The organism is Halomicronema sp. CCY15110, from assembly GCF_016888165.1.
Lineage (GTDB): Bacteria > Cyanobacteriota > Cyanobacteriia > Phormidesmidales > Phormidesmidaceae > Halomicronema.
Map to the genome: position 1 here is coordinate 14361 of NZ_JACSWC010000426.1, position 20140 is coordinate 34500.

General features: G+C 54.5%; 17 protein-coding genes. 9 read left to right on the forward strand and 8 right to left on the reverse strand.

What is annotated here, in order from left to right; translation table 11 throughout:
• Nucleotides 1-190 precede the first annotated feature (190 nt).
• Together hemN and JUK32_RS23745 are read right to left on the reverse strand one after the other, a co-directional pair.
• On the reverse strand, nt 191-1591 hold the full coding sequence (gene hemN / locus JUK32_RS23740) for an oxygen-independent coproporphyrinogen III oxidase (RefSeq protein WP_204141353.1): 1401 nt from the start codon (nt 1589-1591) through the stop codon (nt 191-193).
• A gap of 181 nt (nt 1592-1772) precedes the next feature.
• Complete coding sequence (locus tag JUK32_RS23745; protein WP_204141354.1) at nt 1773-2522, reverse strand: heme oxygenase (biliverdin-producing); 750 nt, start codon at nt 2520-2522, stop codon at nt 1773-1775.
• 400 nt (nt 2523-2922) lie between these two features.
• Here JUK32_RS23745 and JUK32_RS23750 point away from each other — a divergent pair, with 400 nt between their 5' ends.
• A complete protein-coding gene (locus JUK32_RS23750) occupies nt 2923-3123 on the forward strand; it encodes a hypothetical protein (protein WP_204141355.1) in 201 nt (66 codons plus the stop codon).
• Nucleotides 3124-3570: 447 nt separating this feature from the next.
• Nucleotides 3571-4254, forward strand: coding sequence for a hypothetical protein (locus JUK32_RS23755; RefSeq protein WP_204141356.1), 684 nt, complete (start codon nt 3571-3573; stop codon nt 4252-4254).
• Between the two features lie 161 nt (nt 4255-4415).
• On the opposite strand, the gene JUK32_RS23760 is transcribed toward JUK32_RS23755, so the two are convergent.
• The 5 genes from JUK32_RS23760 to JUK32_RS23780 all read right to left on the reverse strand — a co-directional run bounded on the left by JUK32_RS23760 (nt 4416) and on the right by JUK32_RS23780 (nt 9024).
• The gene (locus tag JUK32_RS23760) at nt 4416-4748 is read right to left on the reverse strand and encodes a hypothetical protein (RefSeq protein ID WP_204141357.1); all 333 of its coding nucleotides are present in this window, start codon (nt 4746-4748) and stop codon (nt 4416-4418) included.
• Between the two features lie 68 nt (nt 4749-4816).
• Nucleotides 4817-5368, reverse strand: a complete 552-nt coding sequence (locus tag JUK32_RS23765) for a hypothetical protein (protein WP_204141358.1) — start codon at nt 5366-5368, stop codon at nt 4817-4819.
• 32 nt (nt 5369-5400) lie between these two features.
• Entirely contained in the window at nt 5401-6363 is a 963-nt protein-coding gene (locus JUK32_RS23770) for a hypothetical protein (RefSeq protein WP_204141359.1), read from the reverse strand.
• 653 nt (nt 6364-7016) lie between these two features.
• Nucleotides 7017-7463 carry a hypothetical protein gene (locus JUK32_RS23775; protein ID WP_204141360.1) on the reverse strand — a complete coding sequence of 149 codons (447 nt, stop codon included), beginning with the start codon at nt 7461-7463 and terminating at the stop codon, nt 7017-7019.
• Between the two features lie 658 nt (nt 7464-8121).
• Nucleotides 8122-9024: a helix-turn-helix domain-containing protein gene (locus JUK32_RS23780; RefSeq protein WP_204141361.1), complete on the reverse strand. Its 903-nt coding sequence runs from the start codon at nt 9022-9024 to the stop codon at nt 8122-8124.
• 666 nt (nt 9025-9690) lie between these two features.
• Here JUK32_RS23780 and JUK32_RS23785 point away from each other — a divergent pair.
• From JUK32_RS23785 to JUK32_RS23815, 7 genes are all read left to right on the forward strand, one after another.
• On the forward strand, nt 9691-10389 hold the full coding sequence (locus JUK32_RS23785; RefSeq protein ID WP_375541602.1) for a sulfatase-like hydrolase/transferase: 699 nt from the start codon (nt 9691-9693) through the stop codon (nt 10387-10389).
• A 222-nt stretch (nt 10390-10611) separates the two neighbouring features.
• Nucleotides 10612-11001 (forward strand): hypothetical protein, encoded by a 390-nt coding sequence (locus tag JUK32_RS23790; protein WP_204141363.1) that lies wholly within the window; start codon nt 10612-10614, stop codon nt 10999-11001.
• Nucleotides 11002-11246: 245 nt separating this feature from the next.
• On the forward strand, nt 11247-11720 hold the full coding sequence (locus tag JUK32_RS23795; protein WP_204141364.1) for a hypothetical protein: 474 nt from the start codon (nt 11247-11249) through the stop codon (nt 11718-11720).
• Nucleotides 11721-11883: 163 nt separating this feature from the next.
• Nucleotides 11884-13722, forward strand: a complete 1839-nt coding sequence (locus JUK32_RS23800) for a bifunctional UDP-sugar hydrolase/5'-nucleotidase (RefSeq protein ID WP_204141365.1) — start codon at nt 11884-11886, stop codon at nt 13720-13722.
• A 45-nt stretch (nt 13723-13767) separates the two neighbouring features.
• Nucleotides 13768-15192, forward strand: coding sequence for an arylsulfatase (locus JUK32_RS23805; protein ID WP_204141366.1), 1425 nt, complete (start codon nt 13768-13770; stop codon nt 15190-15192).
• Nucleotides 15193-15210: 18 nt separating this feature from the next.
• On the forward strand, nt 15211-16143 hold the full coding sequence (locus JUK32_RS23810) for a hypothetical protein (RefSeq protein WP_204141367.1): 933 nt from the start codon (nt 15211-15213) through the stop codon (nt 16141-16143).
• Nucleotides 16144-16203: 60 nt separating this feature from the next.
• A complete protein-coding gene (locus tag JUK32_RS23815) occupies nt 16204-18567 on the forward strand; it encodes an arylsulfatase (protein ID WP_204141368.1) in 2364 nt (787 codons plus the stop codon).
• On the opposite strand, the gene JUK32_RS23820 is transcribed toward JUK32_RS23815, so the two are convergent.
• Nucleotides 18527-18937 carry a hypothetical protein gene (locus tag JUK32_RS23820; RefSeq protein WP_204141369.1) on the reverse strand — a complete coding sequence of 137 codons (411 nt, stop codon included), beginning with the start codon at nt 18935-18937 and terminating at the stop codon, nt 18527-18529. The genes JUK32_RS23815 and JUK32_RS23820 overlap by 41 nt on opposite strands.
• Nucleotides 18938-20140 lie beyond the last annotated feature (1203 nt).

Consider the following 20140-nt stretch of genomic DNA (forward strand, 5'->3'; position numbering starts at 1 on the left):
CGTCTGACTGGTTTGAGCGGGGCCAGCGAGGAGACCCGCCCCAACCGGGCTCCCTCGCTGATGTGGGGAACGGGAACGGGATCATCTGGCTGACTTCGGATCCTGATCCCAAGCTTTTTGGGGTTCCCGAAGCTGGAAGTTGCCCCCTACTCTCGGCGATCGCGATGATGGTGCATCCCGCCGTAAACGGTTACACCGACTGCGAAAATTGCCGGGCTAGCTGACGATGCAAGAACGTGTCGAACACTGCCGCAATATTGCGAATCAGCAACCGCCCCGCTGGCGTGACCTCAATATGGTTGGGCGATAAGCGCACAAGTCCATCGGCGGCGAGGGCCTGTAGTTCGGCCTGCTCTGGGGCAAAGTATTCATCAAAATCGGTGTCAAAGCTGAGGTGATACTTCGCCTCCAGAGCGGCCTTGTCGAGCTGAAACTGACACATCAACTCCATGATGATGGTGCGCCGAATCACGTCGTCGCGGTTCAGATTGACCCCCTTGGCAATGGGCAGGCGATCGCGCTCGATCGCCTGATAAAAGTCCTTTAACGACTTGTGGTTTTGCACATACACATCGTGGGTCATGCTGATAGCGGTCATGCCAAAGGCCAGCAGATCCGACTCGGGCTGGGTGGTGTAGCCCTGAAAGTTGCGGTGCAGCTCGCCCTGACGCTGAGCGATCGCCAACTCATCCTGCGGCTTCGCAAAATGATCCATGCCGATGAACTGGTAGCCGTGGGTGGTCAGCTCATCAATGGTCATGTGAAAAATTTCGAGCTTTGCTTCGGGGTCAGGCAGCGTCGCCGGATCGATGTGCTTTTTCTGGGTGGGTTTCATCCAGGGCACATAGGCAAAATTGAACACGGCAATGCGATCGGGGTCGAGGGCGCGGGTTTTCGTCAGGGTTTCGCGAAAAGTCTGGCGGGTCTGATAGGGCAGGCCGTAAATCAAATCAACGTTGACGCTTTCGAACCCAGCTTCGCGAATCCATCCCATCACCTCAAATAACAGCGCTTCGGGCTGAATGCGGTTAACGGCGACTTGCACCTGCGGGTCAAAATCTTGAATGCCAAAGCTGATGCGGTTGAACCCCAACTGCCGCAGCAACATCACCTGTTCACGACTGAGATAAGCCGGGTTCACCTCGATGGAAACTTCGGCGTTGTCGGCCAGGGTAAAGTGCTGGTTCAGGGCCGTCCACAACCGTTCAATTTGCGCGAGGGATAGATAGTTGGGAGTGCCGCCGCCCCAGTGCAGTTGGTTGACCGGGCGGCGATCGCTGGTCAAAGCGGCCATCTGTTCGATATTGCGAATTAAGGCATCCAAATACGGATCGGCAACGCTTTTGAGCTGGGTAATAACGGTGTTGCAGCCGCAGAAGTAGCAGGCGCTTTCGCAAAAGGGAATGTGGCAATAGAGGGAAAGCGGCGTTTGCTTATAGTTGCCGGTGGCGATCGCGGCGCGAAAGTCCACTTCGTGAAAGTCGGCGGATAGCTCGGTCGCGGGCGGATAGCTGGTGTAGCGGGACAGCGGTTGATTGTATTTATGCAGCAGGTCGGCATTAAATTCCACTGCGGAAACGTCGGTGAACATATGCAGAGTATTGGGATTCAGCGTATTTAGAGCAGTGTCGGGGCGGTGAAAAAGGGCGGGAACGGGCAGCGGGCAGCGGGGGCGCGAAGAAAGGCCGAGGCATCAACCCGGATCGCCTCGGCCAAGGTTCGGAGGGACATCGAGGGCTGTCAGGTCTGAGCTAACTCAGCACAGCCGGGAACTACGCTTCAGCCGCGATCAGTTCAACGGCAGACCGTCCCGGAGCGCGATCGGTGCTGCCCGGTTTGTCTTGACGGGTGATCAGGTCAAAAACGTGATCCCCGATCGCCGCGCGCACGTCATCTTCCATTTCGTGGAAGACATCACGATTCATTTGGAACGCCAGGTTAGCTTCATCCACAATGGCCTGGGCCGTGGCCTCATCCACTTCAACCGCATTCAGCGCATCGCGGTAGGTCATTTTGAAGGCTCGCCGCGACTCGACCGTGGGAAAGGCGTCGAACTCATGGAGTCCGGTGCCGCGATCGGGGGGTAGGCTCATGGCAGAGCGGGCAATGTGGCGCAGGCTTTGGCCGCCGGACAGGTCGCCCATGTAGCGCACGTAGGCATGGGCAATTAGCAATGCTGGGTTTTCCTCGGCGACGGTTTGAATGCGATCGACATAGGCGACGCCCTTGGGAGAGGCTTGAATTTGGTGACGCCAGTCATCGCCGTAGTAGTAGGCCAAGTCGGCTGCCAGCTTGGGCACTCGCCGCAGGGCCGGAAAGTAAACCTTGCTCACTTCCGGATGGTGGGCATATTCATCCATGGCGTCTTCTAACGCCTGATAGACAAAATATAAGTCAGCCGTCAGTTTGCGAAAGGGCTCACGCTCGACAATCCCCTTCAAAAAACACTTCATAAAGGCGGTATTTTCTGCTGCGGTGTGCGCATGTTTAGTCCCTTCCCGCAGGCGCATGGCCAGATTCATAAATTCGCTCCTTTTGGACTTATTTAAGGTCATTAGCATTCAGTGGAGTCGCTGTACTGCTATCAAGCCAGCATCTTCTGCCCCCAGTCAACGAATGCTTGGGGAGTCAATCCGACCCGATAAATCGCGTCTCTTTTGAGGAAGATCGACGCGCAGAATGAAAAACAGTGGCGCGATCGCGCCAAGGGTGCAGAGCTGAATATTTCAGCCCAACCAGAATACTTTTATGACTTTAGAACAATCAATAACCATTATGAAATCAGGGCTTCATTCCTTAATAAATGCACAAAAAAGTGACTTTCAAAATTGTTTTGACTCACGATAAAACCTGCATCTAAAGTCGCAATTTCAATATTTTTACCTGGCGTAACTAACAGTAGATCAAGTCGAACAGCGGCAGATGCAGTTGCGATACGCCTACTGGGTCAGACCGCTACTCGCCCTGAGCAGGATCGCCCTACCAGCGACACCGCGAATGATCGCTGGAGAACACTATCATCCCCTCGATTCTGAGCACTCCTGGGCCAGTTCTTCGGAACCGCCAATCGCGATCGCCCCCAGCGACGCCATTAACCAATCACCACCGACTGGGGTCTTCTAAATTGGTTAAATTGCGGCTGAGTGTCACCTCGACTGCTATGAAACTTGATCGGATTGGCCGCCGCTGTTTGTCTCATGGCCCACGATCAAGACGGCCCCTCGATTCATCGTCAGATCCTGCTCTGCCCAGCGGCGAAAAGATATGCGAACTGACCAGGTTCAAATTATGCCCTAAAAAATAATTCAAAACATGTTCTATTCAGGACACTACTCTGGGTGAAATAGTCCTTGCAAAGCGCAAGTCACATGCATCGACGATAACCTATAATTAAAATCACAATAACTCGCCATTTGAAATATCCCGAGTGATTTTATTTCCCCACTATGTATTTACTTGCGTTTGCAAGCTTTTGCAAATATTTACGGTAGTTTTAGTTTCTAGATTGGTTGAAATGGTGTTTTTGGGGGAGTGGTGATTTATTAGACTGGATATTTGGGAGCATAAAAAATGGTTCACGAAAGATCATCAGCTTTTCGGATACGAGCTACAGCACCGAAAGCGGCAGCCATAGCCGGAATTTTGTTTTCCGTCCTCCTTTTCATCAGTTTGGCATTGCTGTTAAATGCACTCTCTGCTGGTGCTGATATTAGTAGGGTAGAGTTTGCTGCTGACAAGCAGCGGATTATGCTAGCCCTGAATCTGATACCCTTCGCGAGTATTGCCTTTCTATGGTTTATGGGAGTCGTTCGTGACCGATTTGGCGATCAGGAAGATCAGTTTTTTAGCACGATATTTCTAGGTAGCGGACTGTTATTTATTGCCATGCTGTTTGTGAGTTCATCGGTCGCTGGAAGTTTCTTTTTGCTGTCAGAGATTGAGGCTGGTCAGCTGATGAATCCTGGCTATTATAACTTTAGTCTTGTCGTTGCTCGAGAAACTATAACCAATTATGGCATTCGTATGGCCGGGGTATTTATGATTTCCACTTCATCCCTCTTTATTCGTACCCAGGTTATTCCCCGCTGGTTAGCCTGGTTAGGACTTGGCTTAGCGGCAATTATGATTTTAAGAATTGGCTATATTAATCGATTGGGTTGGGTATTTCTATCCTTTCCCCTATGGGTACTTCTGGTCAGCATTTATATTTTGATTGATAACTATCGGAAAAAGAAAGAAATTTCGGCCCGATGATAAATTTCATTGAATCAAGGCTGGTTGGCACTGCCCACCCTAGGGTCGAACCAGGCTTTCGGTGGTCTATGAATGCTATTCTTCCCGATGATGGCTGATCAGAAATGATTGGCAAAAGTCTTCGGTAATGGCACATTCGCCGGGGCATAAGAAACAGATTTTTAGAGGGCTTGCAGGCGTCGGATCCCTTCTTGGAAGCCCTCGTCATATGCCGTGGTGGCCCGAAAATTGTCGTAGGGCAACCCATTCAGGGCATCTTGCAGCCCGCGAAAGAATTCCTCGTCCGGGGATACAGCTTGTTGGCGCTCAGCCTCGATCGCGCGTCGTTCGGCATCGTTCGCTCGGCGGTTGGAGTTGATAACGGCACTCGTGCCTGCTGCGACCCCAACCCCCCACATAAAATCCCCAAAGCTAGCTTGGGCCACCTTGGCCGTCGGAGCCAGGGACGCGATCGCGATCAAGACAGATAAGCCGGTAGCGCTGGATCGTTTCATAATGTCAACCTCGTCATTTCAGATACAAAAGCTGCATGCAGCGTTGTTTTTGTAGTGTTGTGTCCGAATTAATCTGGGGCCGGCCGAGCCGCCATCCAGCCATCCACCGTTGCCGATGTCACCCGCACCTGACCATCGACTCGACCGAAATACAGCACCGTTTGACTAGCCGCTATCCAGGCTTCCCCCGCTAACGTTTCCACGGTTTCCATCTGATAAATTTCGGCGATGCCCAACCCATCATCGACAATGCGGATCGTCACGTAGTTTTCCAGGCTGTCCCGACTTTGAACCTGGCCAAAGGATTGCTCTAGCATTTGACGATGGGCATCCACCCCGGCTATCCGACTCGTGGTACTGGCGGAGCCGTCGCCGTTTTTCACCGTGACGACTGTGACCGCAAATGGGGCGATCAGTTCCAGGGTGCCTGCGACATCCTGATTGTTCCGGGCAAGTTGCAACTGATCAACAACCGCCTGCACATTTTCGGCGGTCAGCCGCCCATCCGCCTGCGCCATTTCTATTGGCGAGGCAAGGGGCACTGCCTTGGCCACCAGAGGCAGGACGGTTGTCGTCAATCCCCAAAACAAAGCCGAACAGGCTAACAACCTGACCTTCATACTCACAATCTCCATCCATGCAACAAAGTTCACTAAAACCGAAACTTAACCCCGACATTCGGCCCGTGGGTAAACAGGTCAAGACCCGAGTTGCCGCTGCTGTAATCGAGATAGGTGAACCCATAGGACGCCATTAGCGAGGTGTTGCCAGAAAATAACCAGTCGATACCGCCATAGCCCGCGACGGAAAAGGTTAGGTCCCCCAAACCGAAGCCAGACATGGTACCTCCGGCCACCGCTGCCAGGTTAGAGGAGAGGTTCCAACGGGCACGCCCCCCAATCATTGGTTCGAGCACCGTGCGCGACTGGTCAAACTCAAACTGATTGCCTCGAGGACCAGTCAACACCAGGTCATTGTTGAAGCTGTAGAGCCGTAAACCAGCCATCGCGTCAAAGACAAATGGCCCCAGATCAAATTCCGTGTTGGCGGTTCTGAGGGCCGTTGGCAAGTCACCATCGCCAAAGCGGTAGGCACCGCCCAGGTCAAGTTGGGTGAAAGCCGTGCCCACTGCCGCCTCAACCGGAAGCTGAGACGGTAAACCGACCTGTTGCAAAACTGGGGGCACCGGGATATCCGCCGCGCGACCCGTGCCCAGATTCATGTAGGCTCCGCTGAAGAAGATGCCCCAGGGGCCTTTCCAGCCTTCCACCCGACCAAAAGCGGCAAAGTTAAGGTCGTTCACGATCGCATCAAAAATGTCACCGATACCCGCATCAATCGGGGCGCTGATTCCCCTCACGGTGATGTCGCCATTGGCTCCAAAGGGTACGTAAAAGAAGGGCTCGAAGTTAAACCGCCAGGGGATGTCAGCCGTGGAATCGGCAATCTGAGCGATCGCGGGTTCCCCTGCAAAAGTCCACTCGACGGCAGGCTCAGCAACGGTGCCAGCCCCTTCCGCAACGGCGCTATTTCCTGAGGATAGCGTCGTCAGGTCAGCGGCCACCGCCCCGGCCAATGGAGCAACGCTAGGGAAATCAAACGCCACGGCGGCCATGGGAGATTCGACCGGTAGCGGTAGGTCAAGGCTGGCTGCGGGATCAGCATCTGCAACCGCCGAGGTTGCAAACGGCGAATCATCTGCATCTGCATTTGTGACAAGACTTACAGTTGGGAAGGGAGGGGCTGCAGGGGACTCAGTTGTCAGTTCAGGCCTTGAGTTGGTGGCGGTGGGGTGAACCTGGAAGTCCTCTCCCCTCCCAAAAGTTAGCACCGGCAAATTACCAGTCTTCAAGACCGGATCCGCCTCGGTCTTTGTCAAACTTTGGAGGTTGCTTCCGAGCCGATTTTCACTCGCTGCAGCGGCGGCATTCGTCACTAAAAAACTGCTCAACCCCAGAGCCAGAGCTACCAATCTGTAACTCAATCGCATCCCAGAGTGGGCGGTAGTGCCACGGGCTAGATGTGGTCTCCCAATAGCTGCCCTGGAGGCCTGGGAGGACACTGAGACTGGGCGATGGAGAAAGACGTTAGGGGCAGACAGCATTGAAAATTGGCTCCACACGCGAAAAATCAAGGTGAATTAAAAGGGTACTCGCAGGCGGCTACTGAAATGGTGTAAAAGTGGCCGTTAATCTCGCCTCTGCGAACGTTCACTACCGCTGGTGCCGTCCTGTCGGGGACTCAAAGGGAATCGAACACGAGTAAACTTTAATTGCTTTGACGGCAAGTACTCCGTCCCCATTGACCGTCATAGCCAACTGAGATTTGATCTCCGGGCTGGGCTGGACGATTCGCAAGATGAACAAGAGTCACACTGGCCGCATCGTTTACAGAACCACGCCAAATGGCCTGTCCTTTGTCATTTTTTTGATCGAAACTGAGGAAGGTTTCTGAAATTAATGATCCACCAGAGCGCCGTCGAAATTCAATCCGAGAAAATCCGGCTTCGCGGGTAAAAAATGCGGAATAGTCAACGTCATTCACCCCAATTGAGCCGTTGCAAGTCATTTGCAAACTGTCTTGATTTGGCTCTTGGGCCACTAAGGAGGCTGTTTTGCTAGTGACTAAGGGATCAGCGATCGCTGGGTCGCTGTGATCCAAGATGAGTGTTCCTGAAATAAGTACTAGAGCAGTGCCAAAAAGAACGCGATACATAATTCTCCCTGGAGTTGAATTAAGCTACTTTAAGGAAAATCGAGTTTAAGGAGTTGCCCAACAAATCACTCTAGAACAAGAAAATATGAAGCCTCTATGGTGGAAAAAGCGATCGCTGTTGCTCTGGAAGGTCAAGCAATTGGTGATGCAGGACACCGATCAAACTAAAGCAGTAGCAGACAATCCGTATTCTAAAAAGTTTCTTTTTAGAATACGGATTGTCCATAAAATAAAAGTCTCATCCTTAAAATATTTTGTGCTCTCCTCGCTGAAGAATTAGTAGCAAGAATACAATATAAAATGGGCTTTTAGCGGGGCAGGCACAGCTTTATAAGGCTAGTGAACCACTTGGATAGTATTGAAATTCACTGATAGCAAACCTTTCAGAGTCGCTATTCAAAAAGTGCAAACCTGTTTTCCATTGCATCTATAGCACTCAAGAGAATTCGACCGGTATGGCTTGACACTGATATGCCGATCAACCCAGCCATCTAATATTTCGTAAGGGTTTCGTCCCATGGAAGTTCCAATAGGTTCACGATCACCCATTGAGGTGCGATCGCATCGATGAAGTCAGACGCCGAAGCCCAGCCCATAACGAGACAATTTTAGACCGATGGCGAGTCAAAAACATCGTCAAATCCTTTAGTCGAATAACTTATCTAGCCAACGTCTGCGAAGGCGATTCACCAAATAACTGCTTATAGTCCCGAGCAAAGTGCCCCATACTGCAAAATCCCCAAGCGCAGGCCACCTCTTTTACCTGCAGACTTTGCGGTTCCGCACTCAGCAACAGGCGGCGAATCGCGTGGAGCCGCAACACCTTAAGAAATGCCATCGGCCCCATACCAAACATGTCTTGAAACCCATAGTGGAGCGATCGCTTACTGGCATGCACCGCCTGGCAAATATTGGCCAGGGTTAGAGGGCGTTGCAGGTTCACCTCCATAAATTCTTGGGCATCCTTAACGATGTCAGCACGAGGATAAGGACGCAGGAATGCCCCATCCTCTGCGGGTTTTAACGCATTGATCAGCAGGGGCAGCAAGTCTTGCTCAATCAGATGCGTAGCCAGGGCCGTTCTCACCAGGTCCGGCTGCTGCTGACTGATCCAAAAGAGTTGCTGTAGATAGCAGACCAGGGGCGCGAACCGGCTGCCCTCGGGCACCACCACATTGCGCCGCATAAAGACTTCATCAAGATCATCGCGTCCTGATTGGGTGACATAGGTTTGAAAGAGTGCCTTTGACACGGTGATGCAGCCCAGGTTGGCCCCCTGGGAATGGGTGATGTGATTGACTTCGCGATGCGCATCAAACCCAAAAATACAGTCTGTTGTTAGAGCAATATCGTAGGCATAGGCAGTTTGACGAAAAGAGTCGAGAGGAAGGGTAAATACCAAGCTGTTTGTCGGTTTAGCGCCCATGACTTGCACGGCATGCTGCAGCTGGAGTTGGTAAATTTGCAAATTTCCCTGATCAAGAAATGTCAGTCCCCCCTGAAACGGCCCTTGGGTCAGTTGAGTACAGTTGACTTCCCAACCCTTGAGGCTCTCGCTCATGCAGTCAACATCATTAAAACAAGCACTTATGAGCCGAGGCATTCCATCCAAAAAAGGTGGGCTAGCGGTCGTTAATTGATTAAGATTCATGTTCTTTATCTTTTCTTAGACAAAATATAAATGCCTTCTTCGGCAATTAAAATCGCCAAAGTAAACAGATTTGCACTTTTTGAATAGTGCGGTCAGGAGCTATTCTGTCATGGTTTTCAAGGCTTTTGGTAGGTGACGAAGGGGATTAATTAAAAATATAAACAATGTTTGCTTATTCTATTCTTGCACTGAATTAGCAATATTCTCAGAATGTATGAACCTGGTGTGCTCTTCAGGCACTTAGCCTGGTTCGAGACCGACATTATCCGATTGTTACTGATCCCAAGCCATGGTGTCCTATGGGCTTCGCATCTTGAGAAAGTAGTCTTGATGAAATCAGGTTTTGAGCTGAGAGGAATTCAACAGTTTTATCTGTTTTTCAAAAAATAACATGAAGCGACAGAGACGGCTTTCAGAAATAATAATTTCCTTGCCGGCTACCTCCTTTAAGATTGCCAACCTTGCCCTTACTGTATTTCTTCGCTAATGGAGATTTTCTCTATGAGAAAGCTGAGATCTGAGGAGTTTTCCGTGGGAGTTGCTCAGCATTTTCACCTCCGATTCTTGGGTTGCTGTGTGGCGATCCTGCTGGCCTTTGGGATGGCCTTTTCGCCCCTGCACGGGGCAGCTTTAGCCGCGGCTTATTCGTCCTATGGTTCTTACCAGCAAGGTTGGGAAGGAGCCTTCCGCATTCCCTTCCTGGTGCGCTGGCCGGGGCACATTCCCGCTGGTAGCGTGTCCAATAACATCATGTCTCACCTGGATTGGTTGCCGACGTTGCTGGCGGCAGCTGGGGCTCCGGATATTACAGACAAGCTGCTCACGAGCTACAAAGCCAACGGCAAGCGCTTTAAAGTCCATCTCGATGGCTATAACTTCCTGCCGTATTTGACCGGCGAAACGCAGGCATCCCCCCGTGAGTCTTACTTCTATTTCTCCGATGACGGCGACCTGCTGGCGATGCGCTATGACAACTGGAAGCTGCATTTTGCCCAGCAGCGGACACCGGGCACCCTGGATATTTGGGCGGAGCCGTTCGTCAAAACTCGCGTACCGTTCATCTACAACTTGCGCACGGATCCTTACGAACGGGTCTCGATTACGTCCAATACCTATTGGGATTGGTTGCTTGACCATGCCTTCCTGCTGGTTCCGGCCCAATCGTATGTGGGCCAGTTCCTGGCGACCTTTAAGGACTATCCGCCTCGGCAGAAGGCGGCCAGTTTTACCGTGGATGAAGCCCTGGAAATGCTGCAAAAGTCTGCCAGCAGCTAGTCAATCGGGTGTCGAGTACCCGATTAACGATGGCAGCCTCTCTTCCCTTGATCTGGATCGAGAGGCTACCCCGAAGGATTGCTAGAGCGTGGTTTGAAACTTGGTCAAAGCCTGATGCTGTCGTGAGAGAGATCAGGACTCTCAAAGGGTGGCAAAACACTATCTAGCATTTACTTGTGGTGTAAGAGGTTGTTTTTTACCAAATAGTAATGGGATAAAACCATGCATAAGCCTAATCAAATTGACTCTATCGGCCAGGCTGTACTGCTTTTAGGGAGCACTTTGACGATTGCTGTTTTGGGCAGCTTTTCTGCTCAAGCAATTGAAAGCATCCAGCCTCCCAGTCAAGCGGCTCCGCAGCTCTTGGCCCTGGAGCTGAATGACCGTGCTGATCTGGAGGAAGGTTCTTTTCAATGTGTAAATAATGGAGATCCCATCTGTGGCAATCCTGTTTTTCACACCTCGCCGTGGACGCTTGCCGAGGAGGATGATTTCTTCACAACAGACGGATTTCGAGGGCAATATTACGAAAGCATAGAAGATGGCACAGGGCCGACGGAAGAGCAGCAAACCACCCTGCGGCAGGCTTTAGATGAGTTCAACAATGAATAACTAAAGCTTGTTAGACCGAGGAAGCATGAGCCGCCCTATCAAAGGCGGTCAGTTTCACCGTTGACGAAAGCTCTGGAGAGACTGGGGAAATCTGCCAGCAGCGAGTCAGTCAAGCCAGCCCCCAAGGACTAGTCAGTCCTTGGGGGCTGACGCCCCTACCACTTTTGGCCACGACGAAAGCGTGTAGACCGTTGACGGCAGGTTGACGATCGCCTTCCATGAATTTGATCCCAGGAGTTGAAGCAATGTTGAAAATCAAACTATTTGGCTTGTTGGGGGCGATCGCCCTCATCGCCATGGCGACAGCCTGTACCCCACAGTCCCCGACCCCCGACCCGGAATCCGACACCGGTGCCGAATCTGTTGCCCCAGACTTGGAAACTGCAGAGGGGCGGGCGGCTTACAGCGAGGTACCCTTACCCCCAGCAGAGCAACTGGTGGGCACTGACCCTGAAGCAATCGCCCTGGCTGCTTTTGGTATGGCCGATCCGGGGGAAGGCAATTTCGCCCAGGAGGTCACGGTGGACGAGCAGACTGCCACGGATGCCGTCGTCACCCTGACCCAGACGGGGCTACTGGATGACTCGGTAGAGGGCATGCGATACCGACTAGAATTTACCGCCGCCGACAATCAATGGGAGATGATGTGGGCCGGACGCCAGGTGCGCTGCCAACCCAACCGGGGCTCCCAGGAATGGGCCACCGACCTGTGTAGTTGATGCCTTGCGACGATCGCAGTTCCTTTCCGGTTTTTCCCACAAGGTTGAGATGGCCTTCGAGAGAAGGCTATCCCGTCTGGAATCGAGTCCAATTGCCATGAACAATATTCCACTCAATCGTCGGGCATTTTTAATAACTTCTTTGATTGCAGCCCCCACTGCCATGTTTTCTGTCAATGCCTTAGAAGCCCTGGCCGCTACTCCCGGCAAGCAAGTCTTCTCCATTCTCCACACCAACGACATGCACTCTAATGTCGTTGGTGTGGGGCCGCTGCGCGACTATACCCCCCTGAGCCGCAACGACGACCAGACGCGGGGTGGCTACGCTCGCCTGGGGGCACTGATTGCCCAGCGCAAAGCCGAACTGGAGCAGCTTGGCCCAGTGCTCGTCCTGGATGCGGGGGACTTCAGCATGGGCACGGCAGTGGCTGCCGCCTGTCGGGAATTGGGGGCCGAACTCCAGCTCATGGGGCAAATGGGCTACGACGCTACTACATTTGGCAACCATGAATTTGACCTGGGGCCTGACGGCTTGGGGCAGGCGATCCAACAGGCCCAAGCAGCGGGAGACATGCCGACCATACTGGCGACCAATAGTGATGTGAGTGCCCCTTCAGACCGGCTGAAGGAGCTGCAAACGCTAGTCGAGGCGGGAGCCATTCAGCCCTACACCGTGATTGAACGGGGCGGCTTGCGGTTTGGCCTGGTGGGTTTGATTGGGAACGATGCCTTTAAATATGCCCTTGATCCGGGGGAGGTGGTGTTTAGCGACCCCATCGAAACGGCTCGAACCTGCGTGACAAAACTCAAGCAGGAAGACCAGGTGGATGTGGTCATTGCCCTCAGCCACGGGGGCGTCGTGCAAGGCCCTGATGGGCAATTTACCAGCGGTGAAGACCTGACTTTACTGACCGCCGTGCCGGAGCTGGATGTGGTGATTGGTGGCCACACGCACTCTGAACTGACGGAGCCGCTAAAGGTGGGGAATCGTCCCGTCGTCCAAACTGGCAAGTATGGCGAAAACCTGGGGGAACTGGTGCTCAGTCTGGAAAACGGCCAGATTCAGGTTGAATCTTATCGGCTGATTCCGGTGGATGATCAGATTCTGGGCGATCGGAAGCTCCAGGCCCAGGTGGACTCGTTTTTGCAACGATCAGGCCCGGCGGCCTTTGCCTCTCGCGGCTACGCAACCAGCCAGCCCCTGGTCGTAATTTCCGAAGATTGGCCGATGGATTATGCCGATATTGAGGCCAGCACGCCCCTGGCCAATGTGGTCTCCGATGCGTTCCGTCTGGCGACGGGCAGCCAAGTGGGATTTACGGCAAATGGCCTGATTCGGGCGGGGTTAGTGAAGGGCAATCGCGGTGGCGTGCAAACCGTGTATGACGTATTTGCGATCGCCCCCCTGGGCGGCGGCATCATCGACCCAACGGCAGGCAGTGCTCTCGTCAAAGGCTACTTTACCGTAGCCGAATTGAAGAACATTCTGGAGTTTTGTCTGATCGATGATCCCCATCATCCCGGTGAGTTTTTCCCTCGGGTATCGGGGCTGCGGTTTTACTACGACCCTAGTCGTCCTCGCTTTGATCAGGTTATGGCGGTGGAGCTCGGCAACCTGGATGAGGGCTATCGCCGCCTGGACTGGGCCGATCCGACCCTTTACAGCGTCGCGACCAGTTTATTTGGCGGCAAAATCGTTGTGGCGATTCCTCAACTGACGAAGGGAGCGTTACCGCTACAGGCCAAAAAGGCCGACGGTACGCCACTGACAAATCGCCTGGAGGCTTTGGTTGACCCGCGCGAATCAACCAGCCCCTATGTGTTGTCTACCCATTCCGATCTGGATGCATCTGTGGCTGCCGTCGATGTCGCCAATCGAGAAATCAAAGAGTGGCAGGCCATTATGGATTACTTTGTCAGCTTACCCAACAAGACCCCAGACGGCATTTCGCAGCTGACTAAAGATGCCCACACGCAGGAGGTTCGAGCCATCAAGGTCTAACGATGAGTTGTGCAACTGGCGGTATTCAATCTTTTTGAGGCACTTATGCTTAAACGCATCTGGAAATTCGCCCTGACCTGGGTGGTAATGGTGGCGATCGCCCTGCAATCGGCTGCCGTCCCCACCCAGGCCGCTCCCTATCCTGCGGCCCAGGCAACCCTGGCTACCGCCACCCAACTGCCCCAGCCCGACCCCAAATTTACGGGGAAAGTCGGCAACACCTACCAAGATTCGGTCCCCAGCTATCCCCAGCCGATTAAAGCCCCGGCGGACGCCCCCAACGTGCTGCTGATTTTGCTAGATGACGTCGGCTTTGGCATGACCTCCCCCTTTGGTGGTCCCGTGCCCACCCCCAACCTGGATAAGCTGGCCCAAAACGGCCTTTCCTACACCCGCTTCCACACCACCGCCCTGTGCAGCCCCACCCGGGGAGCCCTGCTGACCGGACGCAATCACCACAGCATCGGCACCGGGGTGATTACCGAATTGGGCACGGGCTACCCCGGCTACACAGGCATCATCCCCAAAAGCACCGCCTTGGTGTCGGAAACCCTGAAGGACAACGGCTACGCCACCGCCATGTTCGGCAAATGGCACAACACCCCGGAACAGGACATCAGCCCCGCTGGTCCCTTCGATCGCTGGCCCACCGGCCTCGGCTTCGACTATTTCTACGGTTTTAACCAGGGGGAGGCCCACCAGTATTACCCCACCCTGTACCGCAACACCGTCCACGTCGATCCCCCGGCCACCCCGGCAGAGGGCTACCACTTCACGACCGATATGACCGATGAGGCGATCGCCTGGACTCGCAACGTCCGTGCTGCCAACCCCGACAAGCCCTGGTTTGTCTACTTCAGCACCGGAGCGGTTCATGCCCCGCACCATGTCCCGCCGGAATGGCGCGCCAAGTTCAAAGGCCAGTTCGACTCCGGCTGGGATAAGCAGCGGCAACTCACCCACGCCAAACAACTAGAGCTGGGCGTCATCCCCGCCGGGACGCAGCTCACCCCTCGTCCAGCGGAAATCCCCGCCTGGGATAGCCTCACCGACGACGAGAAGACCGTCTACACCACCTTGATGGAAAACTACGCCGGGTACATGGCCCACACCGATTACCATGTGGGTCGCCTGGTTGATTCCCTGGCAGCCTCTGGTGAACTGGACAACACCCTGATCTTCTACATCATTGGCGACAACGGCGCGAGTGCCGAAGGCGGACTGGAAGGCACCTTCAGCGAGCTGGCCAGTCTACTAGGGATTCAGCTCGGTCTGGAAAGTACCATCAACCGTCTGGATGAAATCGGCGGCCCCACTAGCGAACCTCACGTTCCCGTGGGTTGGGCCTGGGCGATGGATGCGCCCTTCCAGTGGACGAAGCAGGTGGCCAGCCACTTTGGCGGCACCCGCAACCCGATGGTGGTGCACTGGCCCAACGGCATTCAGGCCAAAGGCGAGGTCCGCACCTAGTTCCACCATGTGATCGACGTGGTGCCGACCATTCTGGAAGCCGCCCACATTGCGGCCCCGCAGGAGGTCAACGGCATTACCCAGAAACCCATCGAAGGGGTCAGCATGGCCTACTCCTTTGACGCTGCCGCTGCGCCCGATCGCCGCACCAATCAGTACTTTGAGATGTTCACCAACCGAGCCATCTACGATCATGGCTGGACGGCGGTGAGCCGCTTTGGCCTGCCCTGGGACACCAACAGCCGCACCGGCAATTTTGAGGAGTCGCCCTGGGAGCTGTACCACGTCGAGGAAGACTTCAGCCAGGCCAATGACCTGGCAGCAGAGAATCCGGCCAAGCTGAAGCAGCTACAAGCCAAGTTCATTCGGGAAGCGAAAAAGTACAACGTCCTCCCCCTCGACCCCCGCTTTGCCGAGCGCCTTGACCCCACACTACGGGTGGGGGGCGAACCAGCCACCCACTGGACCTACTATGGCAACAACGTCTGGCTCCCCGAACCCGTCGGCCCCCAGCTGTTTCCCCGAGGGCACACCATCACCGCTCAGGTGGATATTCCCCAGGGCGGCGCGGATGGCGTGATCGCCTGTGCCGGAGGCTTTTCAGCAGGCTGGTCGCTGTTCGTGCAGGATGGTAAGCCCAACTTCCGCTATACGGTGTTTGAAGTCGGTGATGTCACCATCCCCGGCACGGTGAAGCTGCCGGAGGGCGAGGTCACCCTCAAAACCGAGTTCATCCCCGATGGCGTTCCCGAAGGGGCTGGCACGGTGAAGCTGTACGTCAACGACCAGCCAGCGGGAGAAGGGAAGCTGACCCGCACCCTCTTCCGCCACGGTCTAGAGCCCTTTGAAGTGGGGCGCGACTCGATTACCGCGATCGCTCCCGAGTACCAGAATCAGGGCAAGTTCGAGTTCACCGGCCAGATCGAGCAGGTGGCCTTTGCGCTGAAGTAAACGTTGTCCTAGAACTCCGAGGTCTTTGAGACCTCGGAGTTCTAGATCTAGAGGAAAAGTATGTTCAATCGCATCTGGAAATTTGCTCTGGCCTGGGTGGCGATCGCCGCCTTCGTGCTCCAATCCGCCGTGCCCCCCGCCCTGGCTCAGGAAATTTTGCCCCACCCGGACAAGCCCTTTGCTGGCAAAATTGGGCTGACCTATAAAACATCCGAACCCGTTAAATCACAGCTCAAACTACCCAGCACCTACGGCATCGAAAACGCTCCCAACGTACTGCTGGTGCTGATTGACGACGTGGGCTTCGGCCAGTTCAGCAGCTTTGGCGGCAGCATCCCCACCCCCACCATGGATCGGGTGGTGAAAAACGGGTTGCAGTTCACCCAGTTCCACACCACCGCCCTCTGTTCCCCCACCCGCGCGGCGCTGCTCACCGGGCGCAACCACCACTCCATCGGTAACGGCGTGATTACCGAAGCAGGCACGGGCTTCCCTGGTTATTCCGGAGTAATTCCTGACAACGCCGCGACGTTTGCTCAAGTTTTGCAGGCCTACGGCTACGCCACCGCCTGGTTTGGCAAAAACCACAACGTGCCCGACTGGGAAAGCAGCATGGCTGGCCCCTTCGATCGCTGGCCGCGCGGCTTGGGCTTTGACTACTTCTACGGCTTTGTCGGCGGCGACACCGACCAGTTCCACCCTGCCCTGGTGGAAAATACGACCCGCATTGAACCGCCTGAAATCAACGCTGATGGCTCTCCCTATCACCTCAGCACCGACCTGGCCGATCACGCCATCAACTACATTCGTCAGGTGAACGCGGTTTCTCCTGAAAAACCTTTCTTCGTCTACCTCTCACCCGGTGCCACCCATGCCCCCCACCAGGCTCCCCAAGAGTGGATCGACCAATTCAAAGGCCAGTTCGACAGGGGCTGGGACCAGTACCGCATCGACACTTTCGAGCGGCAGAAGAAGCTCGGTGTAATTCCCGCTGACGCCAAGCTCACCCCCCGTCCCGCCGCCCTCGCCGCCTGGGCTTCCCTCTCCCCCGAGGAGCAGCGGGTCTATGCTCGCATGATGGAAGTGTTTGCCGGATTCACCGCCCATGTGGACCATGAGGTGGGTCGTGTGGTGGATGCGATCGACCAGATTGGCGAACTCGACAACACGCTGGTGATCTACATCGCGGGCGACAACGGCTCCAGCGCAGAAGGCGGCTTCAACGGTCTGTTGAACGAAATGACCTTCTTCAACGGCCTGTCCGAAAAGCTGGAAGCAAAGGTGGCGGCGATCAACGACCTGGGCGGTCCCCTGTACTACAACCACTTCCCCGCCGCCTGGGCCTGGGCCATGGATTCCCCCTTCCAGTGGACCAAGCAAATTGCCTCCCACTTTGGCGGCACCCGCAACGGTATGGCGATGTCCTGGCCCAACGGCATCAAAGATCAGGGCAGCAAACGCTTCCAGTTCAGTCATGTGATCGACATTGCGCCGACGATTTTGGCGGCGATCGGCATCGACCAGCCCGTGCAGGTGAACGGCATCACCCAGAAGCCCATTGAAGGCACCAGCCTGACCTACACCTTCGAGGATGCGAAGGTCCCCACTCGCCACACGACTCAGTATTTTGAGATGGCGGGCAATCAGGGCATTTACAGCGACGGTTGGATGGCTAGTGCCCTGTGGAGCGAACCCTGGGTACCGGAACCGCCAGCGGATAAAAACATCCTGAACCTGGATTGGGAGCTGTACCACATTGACGAAGACTTCACCCAGGCGGTGGATCTGGCCGACCAGATGCCCGAAAAGCTCCAGGAGATGAAAGACCTGTTCTACGCCGAAGCGGCTAAGTACAATGTGCTGCCCTTGGATGGTCGCAAAATCGCCAGATTGAATGTCGCCAACCGTCCCAGCCTGACGGCAGGTCGCACCCACTTTGCCTACCCACGGGGCATTCGTGTCCCAGAAGGTTCATCCCCTGACCTGAAACACGTCAACCACACCATTACCGCCCATGTGGAAATTCCCTCCCAGGGGGCGGAAGGCATGTTGATGACCCTGGGGGGACGGTTCGCCGGATACGGCCTGTTTGTGAAGGACGGCAAACTCGTCTACCACTACAACCTGGCCGGGGTCGAGCGGTACAACATTGAGTCTGATCAGCGTATCCCCACGGGCAAAGTGGTGCTCAAGGCGGAGTATAAGACTGATGCCAACCAGCCCTATGCCGGGGGGACGGTAACGCTGTACGCCAACAACAAAAAAATTGGCCAGGGTCGGGTGGAGAAGAGCATTCCCAACCGCGTCACCCTGGACGAGACGATGGACATCGGCTTCGATACGGGGACTCCGGTGATGGAAGCCTACGAGCTGCCCTTTGCCTTTACCGGCAAGCTGGATGAGGTGGCGATCGACTTGGGTTAGTCTGATTGGTCAGGTGGGCGGTGCTCACGCGATCTCGTCCTCCCCTGCCGCCGCTAAAGACCTGGCTGAGGTGTGCCCCGATCGCCCCGGCCTCACTCGTTGCCGTCACCACCTGACAGCCTTGCTCGACCAGCCCCTCGACCGATCGCCGCACGTCTTGAAACAGGGGGGCATCGGGCACAGGAAGCAACAGAACGCTGTCGGGAGCCGCGATCGCATTCAGCCACGCCAATTCATCTCGCCGAGGCTGGAAGTAGCCATAAACCAGCACCTTTTGGGGGGCAGGCGACTGCTCGATCGCTCGCCAATACAACTCGCTCAGGTCAATCAGCCTTTCCCCATGCAACGCTTGCTGAAACGTTTGCGCCACCGGCAAAAGTCGGTTGGTTCGTGCGGAAAATTACCGGGAAGATGGCTCAGGTCAGGGCTGCTTTGCAGGAGCGATCGCACCATTGGCAACCAAGCATTAGCAGTACCCCACCGATCGACGGGTTGCAGGGTGTCTTGCAAGACCTGGCGAAAAATAGCTTGGGCCTTGAGGGTAGAGGCGATCGCCCAGCCTGCGCATGCTAACGTCTTGGTCGCCCCATGAGTGAGCAATTGATGGGGAGCATTGAGAGCACGGGCGGCCAGTCTCGATGCAGTGATGACTTGCTGATCAGCAGATCCCGATAACTGGGCTGCCTTTGGGAAAAAATTTGGACAAATATACAGCGTTCCCCTGCTGGATAAGGTACAAATTTAGATCTGAGACTTAAGCGTGACAAGGATTTCAGGGCTAACGCTGTACCTCACGGGAGCGGGAACCGCTGTAAAGCAGACGAGCCATGAGGGTATATTCCGTTGAGAAATTCAGCCCTAACCCAGAGAAAGTAAGGACTGCTACGACTGGGCCTGCGATCAGCTTTCCCAACCATTTCCGTGATCTCACGTAAAAATTGGGAAACAAAGCACGGATCACTACAACTTTACGTTGTGGTTTTCGATCAGTAGGAGCGCCAATATTGGCGGAGGTGGCCTGTCTTATTGGGGGGGAATCTAGTCAACTTCCAAATAGATTTGAGGAAGAGGAGTTTCTGGTTTCGGTAAGAATGTGTCCAAATAAATCGAACCTGATATAGATGCCAAAGTTCAGAAGTGGAAAATATGCAAATCCATAAGCTCATCCCAAGGTCATGTTTGAAAAATCACTGGCAGGCAAGCTGTCCACCCTGAAGCATGGAGGCATTGGCATGCCTGGGATATCCCAAATCAGACACATTGTCTCGTGCCCTTAGCTGAACCTTGAAAGGCGCTACTAAGATTCACTTTCATAGGTGTAAGGGATCACTTTTTAACCGTCATGTTTTAATTAGCCGGGCTCAAACAGCTGGCCTTTAAAGCAGTCAGAGCTGTATTGATGAGCCTTTCTGACGGCCATGCATTAATCAACTCTTTCGATTGCGACACAATCAACAATCGTTGATCTATTGATTCTGAAATGACGATGGCTTAGCTAGTCTAGTACCGCATAGCGGAAATGCATATACCCTTAAGGAGTGAGTTTTAGAGGCTGACGTCGAATGCCTGGTCC